Source organism: Acinetobacter sp. AOR01_HL (assembly GCF_027855455.1).
GTDB classification, from domain to species: Bacteria; Pseudomonadota; Gammaproteobacteria; order Pseudomonadales; family Moraxellaceae; genus Acinetobacter; species Acinetobacter baumannii.
Genome location: NZ_JAKTIM010000051.1, coordinates 120,607 through 137,105 on the forward strand (window position 1 = coordinate 120,607; position 16,499 = coordinate 137,105).

The 16,499-nt window shown below is 34.0% G+C and carries 14 protein-coding genes and 1 pseudogene; 11 read left to right on the forward strand and 4 right to left on the reverse strand.

Annotated elements, in window-relative coordinates:
• Position 1 precedes the first annotated feature (1 nt).
• The 6 genes from MKL62_RS15965 to MKL62_RS15990 all read left to right on the forward strand — a co-directional run bounded on the left by MKL62_RS15965 (position 2) and on the right by MKL62_RS15990 (position 6,641).
• Entirely contained in the window at positions 2-2,242 is a 2,241-nt protein-coding gene (locus tag MKL62_RS15965) for a LysM peptidoglycan-binding domain-containing protein (protein WP_001036456.1), read from the forward strand.
• Between the two features lie 16 nt (positions 2,243-2,258).
• Positions 2,259-3,152, forward strand: a complete 894-nt coding sequence (locus MKL62_RS15970) for a hypothetical protein (protein ID WP_002015486.1) — start codon at positions 2,259-2,261, stop codon at positions 3,150-3,152.
• Positions 3,153-3,412: 260 nt separating this feature from the next.
• Complete coding sequence (locus MKL62_RS15975) at positions 3,413-3,874, forward strand: hypothetical protein (RefSeq protein WP_270899792.1); 462 nt, start codon at positions 3,413-3,415, stop codon at positions 3,872-3,874.
• Positions 3,875-4,021: 147 nt separating this feature from the next.
• Entirely contained in the window at positions 4,022-4,762 is a 741-nt protein-coding gene (locus MKL62_RS15980) for a lysozyme inhibitor LprI family protein (protein ID WP_005127836.1), read from the forward strand.
• A 104-nt stretch (positions 4,763-4,866) separates the two neighbouring features.
• The gene (locus MKL62_RS15985) at positions 4,867-5,592 is read left to right on the forward strand and encodes an SH3 domain-containing protein (RefSeq protein WP_001046164.1); all 726 of its coding nucleotides are present in this window, start codon (positions 4,867-4,869) and stop codon (positions 5,590-5,592) included.
• A 320-nt stretch (positions 5,593-5,912) separates the two neighbouring features.
• Complete coding sequence (locus tag MKL62_RS15990; RefSeq protein WP_000285694.1) at positions 5,913-6,641, forward strand: hypothetical protein; 729 nt, start codon at positions 5,913-5,915, stop codon at positions 6,639-6,641.
• A gap of 164 nt (positions 6,642-6,805) precedes the next feature.
• On the opposite strand, the pseudogene MKL62_RS15995 reads toward MKL62_RS15990, so the two are convergent.
• Positions 6,806-7,463: pseudogene (locus MKL62_RS15995) on the reverse strand (haloacid dehalogenase-like hydrolase).
• Positions 7,464-7,601: 138 nt separating this feature from the next.
• Between MKL62_RS15995 and MKL62_RS16000 the strand changes: the two are divergent.
• Complete coding sequence (locus MKL62_RS16000; protein ID WP_005127838.1) at positions 7,602-8,132, forward strand: hypothetical protein; 531 nt, start codon at positions 7,602-7,604, stop codon at positions 8,130-8,132.
• Positions 8,133-8,192: 60 nt separating this feature from the next.
• Here MKL62_RS16000 and MKL62_RS16005 read toward each other — a convergent pair whose 3' ends face one another.
• Entirely contained in the window at positions 8,193-9,536 is a 1,344-nt protein-coding gene (locus MKL62_RS16005; protein WP_001139636.1) for an alpha/beta fold hydrolase, read from the reverse strand.
• A 212-nt stretch (positions 9,537-9,748) separates the two neighbouring features.
• Here MKL62_RS16005 and MKL62_RS16010 point away from each other — a divergent pair, with 212 nt between their 5' ends.
• The 3 genes from MKL62_RS16010 (at position 9,749) to MKL62_RS16020 (ending at position 13,481) form a co-directional block, all read left to right on the forward strand.
• Entirely contained in the window at positions 9,749-10,330 is a 582-nt protein-coding gene (locus tag MKL62_RS16010) for a YqiA/YcfP family alpha/beta fold hydrolase (protein ID WP_001021725.1), read from the forward strand.
• A 14-nt stretch (positions 10,331-10,344) separates the two neighbouring features.
• A complete protein-coding gene (gene parE, locus MKL62_RS16015; protein WP_000195974.1) occupies positions 10,345-12,228 on the forward strand; it encodes a DNA topoisomerase IV subunit B in 1,884 nt (627 codons plus the stop codon).
• 458 nt (positions 12,229-12,686) lie between these two features.
• Positions 12,687-13,481, forward strand: a complete 795-nt coding sequence (locus tag MKL62_RS16020) for an SDR family NAD(P)-dependent oxidoreductase (RefSeq protein ID WP_000365666.1) — start codon at positions 12,687-12,689, stop codon at positions 13,479-13,481.
• A 103-nt stretch (positions 13,482-13,584) separates the two neighbouring features.
• On the opposite strand, the gene MKL62_RS16025 is transcribed toward MKL62_RS16020, so the two are convergent.
• Positions 13,585-14,088, reverse strand: coding sequence for an ureidoglycolate lyase (locus tag MKL62_RS16025; protein ID WP_000605497.1), 504 nt, complete (start codon positions 14,086-14,088; stop codon positions 13,585-13,587).
• Positions 14,085-15,095, reverse strand: coding sequence for an allantoicase (gene alc, locus MKL62_RS16030; RefSeq protein WP_000212401.1), 1,011 nt, complete (start codon positions 15,093-15,095; stop codon positions 14,085-14,087). Before alc ends, MKL62_RS16025 begins: the two co-directional genes overlap by 4 nt.
• Before the next feature lie 199 nt (positions 15,096-15,294).
• Here alc and hpxO point away from each other — a divergent pair, with 199 nt between their 5' ends.
• Positions 15,295-16,452: an FAD-dependent urate hydroxylase HpxO gene (gene hpxO, locus MKL62_RS16035; protein WP_001103531.1), complete on the forward strand. Its 1,158-nt coding sequence runs from the start codon at positions 15,295-15,297 to the stop codon at positions 16,450-16,452.
• Positions 16,453-16,499 lie beyond the last annotated feature (47 nt).

Here is a 16,499-nt window from a genome sequence, read left to right on the forward strand (position 1 = left end):
AATGAATAAAAAATCATTAGTTACAATACAAATTTTAGATTTATTTGGCAGCCCAATTTCAAAAGCACAATATGTAGTAAAAAATCAGAGAACTGGAAAAGTTATTGCTGCGGGGCCAACAAACTCATCTGGATGTATTGTTGAAATCAGCCAAGATAAAGGAACTACTTTAGATGTATATATTAAAAGTATGTTTAAGGGTTCAATGGTTAAAGTACAAAGTTTTGTAATGTCTAAAGACCGAATGGTCGTAAAAATTACAAGTCCTAAAGTCCTTTTGGATTTAAAAACATTAACAAATCAAGGTAATAATGGGCAATATAAAAGAAAAACGCATATTGTTAAAAAGGGTGATACGCTTTTTGAAATAGCACAAAAAAATCATACGACTGTTCGAGCACTGGAACGTTTAAATAAAATAGACGATCCCAATAAGATCAGTGTTGGTCAAGTCATTAAATTACCAGTTCATATTCCTGCTTCTGGAAATCATTCACACCAAGACAAACCTAAGCACAAGCACTCAGCTCAATCTACAAATAAACCTACTGCTAGTAGTGCAAAAACTACCCCAGCTCCAGCAGCAAAAAGGCCAGCTAATCCTGCTTCTCAAACAAAACAAGAAAATGGGCTTCCAGAAAAAGCACATCAACTTTATGAAGATACTAAAAAAGCATTGAATGAAGCTGCAAGTTCAGTTTCTAAAATTTTGACTGTTGATGATCGTAGTCAAGATGGAGGTACTCCTAAAGCAAATACTACAAATATTTGTAAAACCAATCCTCAATGTATTTCCAGTGGTAAAAGTGAGTTAATCAGAGAAGTTAATATTCGCTTAGCAGGTTTTGGTGGAGCATTACCAACAGATGAATTTACAGAACTAACTGCAACATGTATTAAACAATTCCAACGGGATTATATGGGAGTTCCAGACACTGGAAAGATTTGTGGTTCTGTTTTAGCTGCCTTAGATAGATTCAGAGATGAATATGGAATAGCTTCTTACTTTGAATCAATGAAATGCCCTTGTGGGGAATGTTCGGGTTTTGGTCGTAGCAGAAGTGGTAATTTCAGATTTGAGATGTATAACAAAACTACGAGACAATACGTTGAGGTCTATCGAGATGCGAAAGAATATAATGGCATGCATAGAAGTTTGATCTGGGCACTTAAAGCAATGCTATTTTATTTTAAAAAAATGCCTAACTCAGCAGGATATAAAATTGTAAAAATTTCTTCAGGATATCGTTGTATCGATAATAATTGGAAAAATAGACGTCCAACGACTAATCATATGGGGTGTGCTTTAGATATTGTAGTTCATAATAAGAATAATCAAGTGGTTAGTATGAGCGAACTTGAGAATCAAGTAAGAATAAAATGGTTTGGTAAGTATTTAAATACTAGTCTAGGATGGTCACCAGATAAATTTGGTTTAGAACGTATCTCAGACGGTGCAAAAACATGGGTTCATTTAGATGTTCGTGAATTTAATAAAAAATATAAAATTGACAAGTTATTTAGCACTAGTAAAGATGGGTTAAATGGAGATTATCTAATAAATTTATTTAAAGCTGATGAGAAAGCTAATAAAATATTAGGATGTTCCGGAATAGTTGTTTCCCCAAATAAAAATCCTAATCTAAATGATAGTTCTTTAGAGGATCTGATTAGGCAGTTGGGGAGTGTTATCTCTCATGGTGAAGGTAATTATGAATCTTATAATACTGGAACAAAAAATGTTAAAGGTGATAAAGTTGGCTATTCATTTAAAAACCCTGGAAAAGGCACCGTAACAAGCAAAAGAATTCAGCAAATTATTGATAATGCAGAAGCAAAAGATGGTAATGATAAAAATCGTCTATTTGCAACAGGTAAATATCAGACGACCTACTATACTCTTCAGGAAGGGATTAAACAGGGATATTTTACTGGAAGTGAAGTATATGATGCAAATATGCAAGAACAGGTATTTCGAGAATTTCTAATTAGTAAACGAACAAAACTTTCTCAATTTGTGAGAAAGGGTATCGGTAGTTTAAGAGATGCCCAATATGATGCTGCTCAAGAATGGGCATCAGTAGCAGTACCAAAAGGCCTTCCTTTAAAAAATGGGAAGATATCCGATGGAAATAAATCTTATTATGAAAAACCTGGACAAAATTCTTCTTCTCCAGAGTCGACTAAAATGGTTTTAGAAATTTTAGAGAAAATTCATAGATTTCATAAAGATGGTAAATAGATTAAGTGGTGGAAAAATGAAAAATACGTCTGTTAGCTCAACTATGCTTATAGTTTTATCAATTTTAGGATGCTCAAGTAATACATCTATAGCTAAGGGTATCAATAAAATAGATGTCAAGGACTGCTCAATTGATTATGATGAGGTAGATTTTTGTTCCAAAGAAAGATTAAAAGATTATAATAATATTTTAAAAAACAAAGTATCAAATTTTGATAAAAACAAGTTTTTAATGAATTTTAAAGAAAAAAACTATTTATATTTTGCAGTTATTGATTTAGAAAAGCTTAAGGTTTTCACATTCCCAGCTTCATTAAGTGTAATGTCAAATATTAAACCTATAGAATTCTCATCTGATAGTAATTCATTTTGTTTAAATGGTAACTTTAATCAATATCAAAACTCTTATAGAGCAGTAAAAACTTGTTATACATATAATAATGGAAGTTTTGATTTTAAATCTAGAGTTGAATTAGATAAGGATATAAATAATTCTAATAATGTGATAAAAAAACTCAATTTACCAATTTCCTCAGATTTTTTCTCTAAATGTAGGGAGAAGAACTCAGCTAAGAAATGCACGCAACTTGAAAATTCTAATAATCGGGCTTACTCTTTCTCTGAATTAGAAAAAATATCTCCTGATTTTATAAATGTACTTAATGACACAAAAGTGGATTCGTTAAATGTAAATACATTTAGATTCCTACCTCAATTCAAAGATAGCTTTTATGCTATTGCTGAAAAATATATTGATACAGATGAAAGTTCTAGTTCTGAATTTTATTTAATAAAAATAAAACCTGATTTAAAAGTGGAAAAAATAGGAGATTACTACTCAATTGATAGTTCAGGCGTAATAAGTTATAGAGATAAAAATAGTAAAATTTTAAAGAAAAATTTAAGATAAGAATGGTCTTAAAAATTAGACTAATATATACTTTGATTGTACCCCAATAGATTTGGGGTACAGATAGAAATTTTTAATGAAAATTTTGAGAATATTAGTAATATTTTTTATTATTACATAAATATCAAAGTATTTTTCACAAGGAAGATATTCAAAGAGTAAATATTTCTCCTATTAGTTTCAAAAAATGTAAATAAAAAATGTTGCGATGTTTTTTATAATTTTTCTTGTAAAATAAGATATCAGCTTAGGTATAATTTATGAAATATAAATTATTTACATTTATTTTTCTATCCTTTTTCTTTAGTGTTACAAGTGCAAGTAACGATGAGAAATGTTTTGAAGACTCAAAAAGTTTAATCACAAACTTATATAAAAACTATCCTGTGGATGGAAATAAAATTATTGAGAGTGCTGATAGAAAAACTATTTCTAGGTTTTTTTCTAATCAATTAACAAATATGTTAGTAAAAGATTATGCTTGTAGAAGTAATTTAAATGGTGTATGCAATATAGATTTTAATATTTTAAGTAATGCACAAGATGATATAGGTAAATTTAGTATACTACAAGCTACAGATAATATTGTTACTGTTAAATTTAATACTCCTACACATGGTGAGTTTATTGATTTTTTGATAGAAAATAAAGGAAAATGTAAGCTTATTAAGAATATAAAATACGATAATAATAGTAATTTGATTAAGATTTTGCAGCAATAATATTTATTTCTATTTAGTGTATACTAGTGCAATATATAAATTATGGTTGGGTAAAACAAGAAACTTTAATATATTTGTGATGTTGTTGTAAATTTTTTATAAAATAGAAACTTGTCTGAATTTTGATTTTTATTGAAGGTACATATAGTGAGAAATAGTTTCACTAAGTTTTCTAATATTTTATTAGTCTCTAGTTTGAGTATCTATTCAAATGCTGCAGATTATAAACCACAACGGTTAGACGAGAAAACAATATATAGTAATAATGAGCATGATCTGAATGGTATATATTCAGATATAAAAAGCTATATCAGTGATAATAAGAATGAAGTTAAGTATCTGGTAGATACTCAACGTTGTTGGTTGAAAGATAGAAATTTAAAATGTAAATTTAATGGGAAAGAAGCAAGTAGTGAAAACTATAAATGTTTAAGTGATTTTAATAATTCTAAAATAAAAGATTTGAAAAAGTCATATTTGGACCTTGAAAGTTTAGAGGGAAACCTAATAAAACCATTTAAATACACAAATGGTATTGTGAAAGAGTTAGAAACAGGTAGATGTTATTGTAGTGAAAGTACAATTAACATTTTAAAAAATAAAATTTATATATATCAAGCTTGTGATCAAGGGTTAAAGGAGCCACGTATATATAATATTGTTGGTAAGAAAAAAGACGAATTTTCTATGGAATATCAAATTGATACGAATAATAATAAAGTTCCGGAATTTAATTTGGCATTCGTTACTAACGGTAAAAATGTTTGGAATATAGTTCCGAAAATCTTTAGAAAAGAAGATTTAATAAATTTAAATTTTGCAATTAATTATACAACTGATGTGAATATAAAAAACAAGAAAAATGATTGTTATGATGATAAAGAATAACCATGAATTTTTAAAATTTTGATTATATTTTATAATAATATCATTTTGAAAGATGATATTATTATAAAAGAGATCATTCAAAGTAAATAATGAGCTTAGCTTAAATGAATAAATATCTTAAATTTATAGTTTTTACCGCTTTCATGATTGGTCCTATAGTATCTTCATATGCTGTCTTTGGTTTTATTCAAGATAAGGATGGGTACGTTAATGTACGAGGAAATTCAAGTTTAAATTCTAAAGTTACGACCAAATTAAATAATAATGAAATTGTTTCTTGTGTGATGGATGAAGGGACAAATAATTTTTGTTTAGTTAATGCAAGCAATGGTGTAACTGGATTTATCTATAAAAATAGAATAAATAATTTTAGTGGTTACACTTCTATTAAGCTATCTCAATATTCTAGAGAAAAAGCTGTTTATAATGATAAAAACATAATAGTAGAAGTGTATGCAAAAAAAGCTATTTTAGATCCTAAACTTTATAAAAATTTTAAAGGTGAATATAAGTATTTTAATAATAAACCATTCTTTGGTACTGATGGTACTTTACCTAATAATGATTTTTTACAACTTGATAAAATCATAATTAAGAATAAAGATAAGAAAATAGAAATTGGTAAAAAAGATATAGAGCAATACTTTTTTCCTAAAAATGGTATAGATGGTGACAAGAACGAGCTTGGTGATTTTAAAATATATTATTTAAATAATAATATTTATATTTTAAATACTTTTAATAATGGTGGTGCAGCAGCTTACAATATTGTTTTAAATATAAAAAATGGAAAAGTAATTGCCAATAAAGCTTGGAAGGTTGAAATTTAAAAATATTTTCTTTCTTCTACAAAAGCTAATTAATTAAAAAAGCCCAACAAAAGTTGGGCTTTTTTACACCTCTAGAATCCCTTCCAAATCTTTGAGTGTATAGTTCCATTCATTAATTATGAGTTTGAATACGTTCTTGCACATAATCATGTACATGGGTAAACAACTAACAAGTATTTTTTTTAGAAAAATTGAATGGTGCTGAATTTAAGAATACTTTAAAATAAAAAACATTGCCTTATATGAGTTCGTAACTATAAGCATAAATAAATAATTGATTTAAATTCAATAATGTTATGTTAATAAATTGAGTGTATTAGATGTATAGAATTAAATTGTTTTTAATATTAGCTTTATTAATACCAAACCTTTCGCAGGCAAAAAATATTATTTTATATGATGATTCAAATAGTTTTATTTCTCAAGGGTATAAAAGTATTAATAAACTTGGCCAATCTGTAAGAATAGATAAAGATTATGAAATTCTAGCTAAAGAAAATTATTTGAATTCTAGTGATAAAGATACTCATTCTTATAGTATTCTTCTGAAGGAAGGGAATAGTTTATATACTTTGTATAATAATAAAATATATGGTTTGAATAAATATATTATTTCACTATATTTTTCAGATAATAATTTTATTGGTTTTGTGGAATATACAGAAAATGTATTAAGAGGTGATTTTTATATCATAAAGAAATTTTATATTTTTAATAAAAAGGCAAAAGAAATTGCTGTTGTTAAATTAATAAATACAAGTGTTTTACCAAATAGAAAAGGTCAATATGATTATAATTTTCTTGATCAAAACTATATAAAGAAAATTACTATGAATGATTCTTTAAATATTTATGCTATAAATTCTATATATGTTAAAAACAATCCTGCTGTCTGGGGAGTGATGTCAAAAGAATTTAAATCAGGCTATAAAGTTAATGATGGTTTTAAATTTAGATTAACAAAAGATAATAAAATTAAATGTGAGAATTTAAAAGGTTCAACTTTAGAATGCAATGAAGGTTTTATGCAAATTTATCAAATAAAATAGAGCTTTAGTTTTTGCTTAATTTTTAAACGTGTAATTATATTTAATTAAGAGTCAAATTAACCGGTAAAGATCACTTTTATAGGCACTTTTATTACTAAAAGTGCCTATACTATCTTCATTTAGTCGTTAGAAAGCTTATATAAACAATACTCATATCATAACTTTTAAACCCAATTTAATAGTTTTAAATTTTTGATTTTTATATGTTTAATCTTATTATTATCTCCATTAATTAAGTAGGAGAGTTTGGCACCCATCAAAATAGGCAAGTCATCTTCAATATCATCACTGTATGTCGCGAACCAAGGTTGTTTGATATCAAGTTTATTCAATCTTCTTACTTTTTCTTCAGACCTACAATGTATCCCACTTGTCCATCCTCCTAGTTTCTTTTGCAAAGGAGTACCAATAATTTGTACATCTAGATTGATAGACTCGAGTAAAACATTCGCTAACTTTTCTGGTGCAGCCGTGGCAATAAACACAATCCTTCCATGTGCTAAATGATCTTTAACTTCAGTTATACCTTGCTCAAACCAATATAATGAATCAGAAGTAATATCTTTGATATTATTGGAAAAAAATTTTAAAACTGTATTCTAATTCTTCTTCATTCACACCATACGTTGCAATCCATAAATATAATGAAGCACCTCTAGATTTATACTTCTTAAATTTCATAAGAGGTAAAGCAACTGGCGTAACAATGAATGCAGCGATAAATCTGAGAAGATTAGATTTCAATTTATCTGTTAACCATGCCTTTGTAGAATCACCCGAAAGTAATGTCCCATCCAAGTCAAAAACAACGATTTCCTTCATATATTTCTCTAAATTTAGTAATAGTGATAAGAATTAGTTTTTAAAAGAAACATTTTAATATTTACTTTATAAATTTATAAAATATTTTATTATAATTTTGTTATAGTTGTTTGATCTTATTATTTATAAGCTAATTTAATGAAAAAATATTTTACTATTATTATGTTTTTCATATCATCTCTAATATTATATTCTCAGAATTTATTTGCAAAGGATCAATGTAAGATTGACCAACAAGTAAAATTAAATATATTTAAGAAAAATGATTATAAATTTTATAATTATATATGTGAGTCTTCAGAAGATTCATATCTTAAAGGTTATTTTGGAGATCAAGAGAAGAAAATATTTGTTGGTGATTACTCTGATTTTGCAGCTAAAGAAAGTCCTAAACTTTTAGCTGTCGGTATCTATAAATCAACTAAAAGAAAACCTCCAATATTGATTACTATTAATTCAGCATATTACTGTTGTACTCCACAAATAGAAGGGAAGGTTTATCAAGTTAAGCTATATCAAATTAGTGAAAATAAGATATTAAATCTGAAAAATATAACAAATATATTAGGTAGTAATGCAGAGGGTTTTGAAGGAATTGCAGAAGGGAAAGTCTATTATAAATATAAAACTATATCTGAAATTAAAAAATGGTTAGATAAAAGTTATTGATGGGTTTATGACCTTGAAAAATATAAAATTTAAAAAAACCCAACATAAGTTGGGCTTTTTTTACGTCTCTACAATTCCTTCTAAATCTTCGAGTGTATAGTTCGGCATATCAATAATATGGGTTTGAATACCGTCTTGCACATAATCATTCACATGAGGATATAACCAGCGAGTAATCTGTTCGGCAACACTTGAGTGATACTGAATTTCAAAGTGATTTAAGCCATAAAACACCGCTTTATGTGAATCTGGAACTTTAAGCTGAAAACGTGGATTAGGATGTTCACCTAGTGCGCTTTTTACACTCACTAAGTAATCGCCAATCACGGTAAGCGCTTTATTACGCACCTTTTCAAACTCGAGTGTTCCTGCCACTAAAAAGGTATTGATATGGGAAGGTAGAGGAGCCGGAGCACGGTTGTCATCCATCATACCAATACGGGCATCCATGTATTCCCAGTCATCATCTCGAACACTACCATGGCGTAAGTCTAAAATCCCATTACTACGGATGTTAACCAGCTGACCAATTAGGCCAACAAATGGAAAAGCGCCTAGCCGATCTTGTAGCGCAAATCCAAAACGCTCAAGCACTGCACCGTGGTGGGGAGATCCAATACAGACGAGGTTTTCGACCATATGAATCCATTGGTACATATTTTGTTTACCGTAAAACAGTGCGCTACGGGAAACTAATCCACCCATGCTATGACCAATTAAATCAATGCTAGTAATTCTTGGATTACGCTGTACTAAATCTTCTAATAAATTTGAGAAACTGCGGCCATTGGCTGAAATACGGCGGCCTGTATTGTAATTTAAATACAGCATCGTGTTGTGATCACGCTGCGCTAACAAACGCTCGCCAATCCCGCCATAATGCGCATTTGACCAAGTAAGATGGTTCATGCACAAACCATGAACCAAAATTACAATACGGCCTGCAAGTTCGCCTTGTTGGATTGCACCGTAGTGGTCGTATAGAACCATTGGCAAGGCGAGGGGACTATGTTGTTTAAGTAGATAGTCTCCGAAAATACCATTTAACACTCCTACTAAAAAATGAAGGGTTGGTGTTAATGGCTTCTCATGAAGGGTTGGAAATTTTTCAATAATGCGACGTAATCCTGGTGCTAAAAAACAACTACCATATTTTTGTAAGGCACCATAAGAAAACTGATATGCCTTTTGGACAGAAGGCCGTTTTTGGAAATTTTTAGCATTTTGGGCACTAATACCAAAAGCATTTTTTAATACTTCAATATTAATGACTTGTATTAATTCATGTACACCATTTAAGCTGGTACTGAACAGTTGAGCTAAACCTTCTAGTACGTCGGCCTGACTAGGTGGCGTACGATCCCATTTACAATAAGTTTCATGTAACGGTGTTAAGCTCGGCATATCTTTTCCCCATTTACGTTATAACCGACGTTTTAAGCTGTACTTTTTATCAACGGCAGCTAACGTTTCCATCTTAGTAGTTTAAATAACACATGTTTTTAAAATACTGATGAATGGTAAGTTGAGTGGTTTTTCTTGTCTGACAATAGTGTTTTTATATACAAACTGAGAACAAAAATGTGAGTTTATTCTCAATTTAGAGGGAAAAATATATGAATATTATCTACCTCCATGGCTTTAATAGTAGCTCTTCTTCAATTAAAGGGCTCAGCCTTAAGCAGTATTGTAGCGAATTGGGCATAAATGTGCATTTGCCAGATTTAAATAGATCTCCGGAACAGGTAGTAGCACAGGTTTCAGAGCTGATTGAGTCTTTACAAGAGGTGGCTTTAGTCGGCAGTAGTCTTGGTGGATTTTTTGCGACATATTTTGTCGCGAAATATAATATTCCGGCTGTACTGATTAACCCTGCTATGCAACCATGGAAGCTGTTTGATGAGTTATTTCAAGTTGAAAGCATGCCTTATAAGGTGAACGATCAATGGTCAATTGATCATGTTCAGTTACGACAGTTAGAACAACTGGAACTGAAACAGCCTGAAAATGCTGACAAAATACTCGTCTTGTTGCAACAAGGCGACGAAATTTTGGATTATCGTCAAGCACAACGCTATTATAGTGCTGCAACACCATCCTCATTGATTTTGACGGATGCTCATGGCAATCATGCCATGGAAGATTTTGAAGAAAAATTACCCTTAGTGATCGAATTCTTTGCGCACACCATCAAATAAGGAAAACGTACAACGTGACACAATATACGGCTCAATCGCTTGAAGTTCTTTCCGGTTTAGACCCTGTTCGTCGTCGTCCGGGGATGTATACCGATACTTCTCGTCCTAACCATTTAGCCCAAGAAGTTATTGATAATGCTGTCGATGAAGCCTTAGCCGGTCATGCCGACAAAATCTGTGTCACGGTTTATAAAGATGGTTCGTTGTCGGTTGAAGATAATGGCCGTGGTATGCCAGTCGATATTCACCCTGAATATGGACAAAGTGGTATCGAAATCATTTTAACCAAGCTGCATGCTGGCGGTAAGTTTAGTACCGATAACTATCAGTTTTCAGGTGGTTTACATGGTGTGGGGATTTCGGTTGTAAACGCTTTATCTACACGTGTTGAAGTAGAAGTTCAGCGTCAGGGTAATTTATACCAGATGGCATTTGAGCAAGGTGAACCTGTTGCTCCTTTAGCGGTGTTAGAAGGTAAAGCACCTAAACGCGCGACAGGAACTACGGTACGTTTCTGGCCTGAAGCCAAATATTTTGATAGCCCAAAATTTGCTTTAAAAGCACTCAAACATAATTTAAAAGCCAAAGCTGTTTTAGCTGCTGGTTTAAAAATCACTTATATCGATCAAATTAACGATGAAAAAATCGAATGGCAATTTGAAAATGGCCTTGTCGATTATTTGATGGATGAATTGCAAGACCGTGAAATTCTACCAAACCCTGCATTTGTAAGCAGTGGGCAAGCAGACCGTGCGGCATGTGAATTTGCGATTTGCTGGAATGTAGAGGGTGGCGAACAGGTTCAAGAAAGTTATGTCAACCTGATTCCAACTGCACAAGGTGGTACTCATGTGAACGGTTTGCGTTCGGGAGTGACCGAAGCGCTACGTGAATTCTGTGAGTTACGTAATTTATTACCACGTAATCTTAAACTTTCGGCTGAAGATGTTTGGGATGGCGTGAACTATATTTTATCGCTTAAGTTCCAAGAACCACAGTTCTCTGGTCAAACCAAAGAGCGTCTTTCGAGTCGTGAAGCTGCCAATATTGTTTTAAATATTGCTAAAGATGCGTTTGCGCTCTGGCTCAACCAGCATGCTGAAATTGCCATGCAACTTGCTGAAATGGCAATTTCTAAAGCAGGGCGCCGTTTAAAAGCTGCGAAAAAAGTTGAGCGTAAAAAGATTGTTTCTGGCCCGGCTTTACCGGGTAAGCTGGCGGACTGCGTGGGCCAAACGCGTGAAGAAAGTGAACTCTTTATTGTTGAGGGTGACTCTGCGGGCGGTAGTGCCAAGCAGGCGCGTGATAAGAACTTTCAGGCCATCATGCCAATTCGTGGAAAAATCTTAAATACATGGGAAGTTTCTTCAGATGAAGTACTTGCTTCTCAGGAAGTTCACGACATTGCCATTGCAATTGGTGTAGACCCGGGTAGTGATGATTTATCTGAATTACGTTACGGCAAAATCTGTATTTTGGCCGATGCCGACTCGGATGGTTTACACATTGCGACTTTGCTTTGCGCTTTATTCGTTAAACATTTTCCAGCATTGGTTGAAGAAGGGCATTTGTATGTAGCAATGCCACCATTGTTCCGTATCGACATTGGTAAAGATGTCCATTACGCGCTAGATGATGAAGAGCTTGAAACCATTTTGAAAAATGTTAAAGGCAATAAGAATCCGCAAATTACCCGATTCAAAGGGTTGGGTGAGATGAACGCAATTCAACTACGTGAAACAACAATGGATCCGAACACCCGTCGTTTGGTGCAACTCGATCTAGATGATGCACATTTAACAGCAGGTTTACTCGACAAACTCCTTGCGAAAAAACGTGCAGCAGACCGTAAGCAGTGGCTTGAGCAAAAGGGTAACTTAGCTGATATCACTGTTTAATTAAAGTGTGCAGGATAATTTTTTATAAAATTATCCTGCACCTGACAACTCATATACTTTATTGAAAATAACTAATTTATGAGTAATTTTCTTAATTTTAGGCAATCCTTTATCTTTTGATAGCCATACTTCTAAAAAAGCTGTCTTATTCTGTTCTTTAAAGAACAAATGTTTTCCTTTGGCGGTTGTTTATCCCCTCTGCTGCTAACCATACACTTCATATAAATCATCGTTATGGTGTTTTAGTCATCTCAGTTTTTCCATGAATTTATGTAATTAATTTGCAAAACGTATTGGAACAGGATGAAAGGGAATTTAGTAATACTTTAGCTCTCTTTACATCTCATGTGGTGACTCATCGCTAATAGGCCCTTGATCCGAACTTGGCTAGATCTGGTATAGCCAAAGAATGATTAAAGCGTCTGCACACCATCTTTAAATATGAAAAGGAAAAAGCTATGGATCTCCAACTGAAAGGTAAAACAGCTATTGTAACTGCGGCAACAGCAGGCATCGGTCTAGCAATTGCGAAAACTCTGGCTAAAGAAGGAACTGATGTCATCATTACGGGCCGGACCCAAGACAAATTGGCGGCGGCGGTAGCCGAGATAGAAGCAAATGCTCCCTTGGGCAAAGTATGTGGTTTTTTAGCTGATCTTAGTACATCAGAGGGAGTTGAGACATTAATTTCACAACACCCTTACACTGATATTTTAGTAAATAACTTGGGATATTATGAAGCTAAACCATTTACTGAGATTACAGACGAAGACTGGTGGCATATGCTTAATGTGAATGTTATGTCAGGTGTACGCTTATCTCGTCACTACTTTCCAAAAATGTTAGAAAATAATTGGGGAAGAGTGATTTTTATGTCGAGTGAGGTAGGAGCATTCACTCCACCAGATATGGTGCATTATGGCGTAAGTAAATCTGCTCTATTGGCTGTATCACGTGGAATGGCCGAGTTAACAAAAGGCACAGGAGTGACGGTGAACAGCGTACTTCCTTCTGCCACACGTTCCGAAGGTATTATGGACTATTTACGTCAAACTGCTACTCGTCCCGACATGACAGATCAGCAGATTGAAGCACATTTTTTTGAGACATATCGTCCAAGCTCATTGATTGCAAGAATGATTGAAGCTGATGAAATCGCATCTATGGTTGCGTTGTTAGCAAGTCCCTTGGGATCAGCATCTAATGGCGCAGCAGTTCGTGTTGAAGGCGGAACCTTCCGTTCCATTCTGTAATACTCAAAGCTTAGGTTGGCGTTTGAAGCGCACGACTCTGTTCTTACGCGGCCATTGGCATTTTGATCACTAAATTAAAATAGACAGATTTGTCTATTTTAATTTAGACAGTAATTTTTATCGGATGGGGAAATTGAAAAATATCGCAATTTGCACCGCCTCCAATTTGATCCACTACTGCAAAATCACTCGGCGCTTCAAAGGTAAGCAAAGGATGATGCCAAGTACCTGCCCGATAATTGATACTTTGCTTACCATCCGAAACAAAAGCACATAGTTTTGAAATATCAGGAGTATTTTCGTCTAAAGCAGGGGCCACAATAATTAAAAATTTTTGTTGCTGTAATGGAATGAATGCTTGAGAGCCTTTCGGATGGCGCTCTAGCATTGAAATTTCCATAGGTAACACACTGGCCTTAATATTTCGGAAAATACTAATTCCTGCCTTTGCTTCGCCTTCAATTTCAGTTTCGACGAGCGCATGGTAGCGTTCGGTGTGTGCATCATTAATATGAAAAAAATCATGCCCGTCACAACAAATGACTTCTCCGAAGGGCTGAAAGTTCTCAATGGTTAAAGGCTGAATTTGAATATTCTTCATGATCATGACTTGGCAATTTTTCCCCATAAACGGACACGGCTAATACCACCATCCGGAATCATATTAATACGGATATGCGAGGCTTTTTCATGCTGTAAAATTTCATTCATATATTCATGAATATGGTCCATTTGCATAGGTTGGGCTTCAAGTAAGTAAGACCAAAACATACTTTGTGGAATCAGCTGTGCATCGGTTGCATTTTCAAGGTAGACAGCCTGAATAGAAACTTCAGCAGGAAAGTTACCTTTAAAATGCGCCGTATCAATTTCAATTTTTTCAATTTTTCCGCTTTTACCCAATGCAAGAATACACCAGTCATAACCTGGTGCACGGCGGCGTTTGGTTTCCCACCCATCGCCCATGTTGACGCCACGGCCTGGGTTAATCAAATTACGTGGATGTCCAAAGTGCGCATCGCTATAAGCAATTACACGACCGCCATTTTCTAAGGCCAATAAATCGAGAGTCTGCTCGTGGTCGGTCACCTGAATATGAACGTCACCATAAACGCGTAAACGGGCAACACCACCATCTGGGAAAATATTGAGGCGTATATGCGTGAAAATTGCATCATTATTGACCATAAAAATATGATGTTGACTCGGCCCTAGCTCGGTATTTTCTAAAATACTCTGCCACTTTGCCCCAGTAAGGTCATCATTTGGTGCATAACATGCCTCTAATGAGGCAGATGCAGGATAATTTCCTGTAAAAAACGTGGTGTCGATATCAAGTGCACTGATTTTTCCACTCACACCTAGTTTCACAATACACCAGTCATAGCCTGCATGACGTTTACGGCGGGTCTCCCAACCGTCCATCCATTTGCCATGATCATCAAATTTATCTTCAACAAAAATAGGTGCTTCAAATTGCAGCATACGCTTTGCTTCTGCAAAGAAATCATCTGAACACTCAATCACTTGTGCACCAATTCGGGCATCTGCCAAATTTGTTTTAGTATTCAGAATTTCAGGAAGTTCAAAAGCTGGAGCGTGCAATGTTGCCATAATGGAGTATCCGTATTTCTTGTTAAAAACATGATTTTTCATTTAAAACTGCACTCACACTGAGCGTGTTGAGATGAGTTTTATACATAAATATATAAGCATGGTGCATGCCAGTTTTGTGGAAAAGCTAAATAAATTTTGAACGATGGCATGTTTTTAGCATAAGCACCCTATAGGTGAATATCTATAGGAGCGTGTTATGAATGTGGTGATTATTGGTGCGGGAATGGGAGGTCTAACCACAGGCATTGCATTAAAGAAATTTGGTCACCAAGTTCGTATTTTTGAGCAAACTGAAAAGATTCTTCCGGTCGGCGCGGCAATTTCGCTGTGGTCGAATGGGGTGAAATGTCTGAACTATCTGGGATTAACTGACAAAATCGCCAAACTTGGTGGACAAATGGATGACTTGGCCTATGTAGATGGTTTAACTGGAGATGTGATGACACAATTCAGTTTACGACCATTAATTGAAGAAGTAGGACAACGCCCTTATCCGGTTGCACGTGCCGATTTACAAAATATGTTAATGGATGAGTTTGGTCGAGATCAGATTTATTTAGGCAAAAAAATGGTCAGCCTTGAAGATAAAACTGATTTTGTCGAAGTTCATTTTGCTGATGGTAGCTCAACACAGGCTGATTTACTCATAGGGGCAGATGGTACGCATTCAATGACACGGACTTATGTGCTCGGTCAGCAAGTGCAGCGCCGTTATGCGGGATATGTGAACTGGAATGGCCTAGTTGAAATATCTGAAGATTTAGCGCCAGCCGAGCAATGGACGACTTATGTGGGCGAAGGTAAACGTGCCTCCCTAATGCCAGTTGCAGATGGAAAGTTCTATTTCTTTTTAGATGTGCCTTTACCAGCAGGGTTGGATAATAATCGAGATGAATATAAAAAACTTTTAAAACAATATTTTGCTGATTGGTGTCAACCAGTACAGCAGCTTATTGAACGCTTAGACCCGCAAAAGACCAATCGGGTAGAAATACATGATATTGAACCATTCACTCAATTTTATAAAGGTCGCGTGGTGATTTTGGGTGATGCTGCGCACAGTACGACACCTGATATTGGACAAGGCGGTTGCCAAGCGATGGAGGATGCGATTTATTTAGCGCGTTCTCTGCAAATTAATACTTTGGGGCTAGAGGATGCTTTGCGACGTTATCAAAACAAGCGCAATGAACGTGCCAATGAGTTGGTGCTTCGTGCGCGCAAACGCTGTGACGTAACGCATATGAAAGATGAAACGGTCACGCAGGCATGGTATGCGGAACTACGCCGTGAACAAGGCGGACATATTATGCAGGGAATTATTAGTAATATTGTGGGTAATCCACTCGATTAAAAACAAAAACAGCAAGGAGTTTTCCTTGCTGTTTTATCTTCTAAATA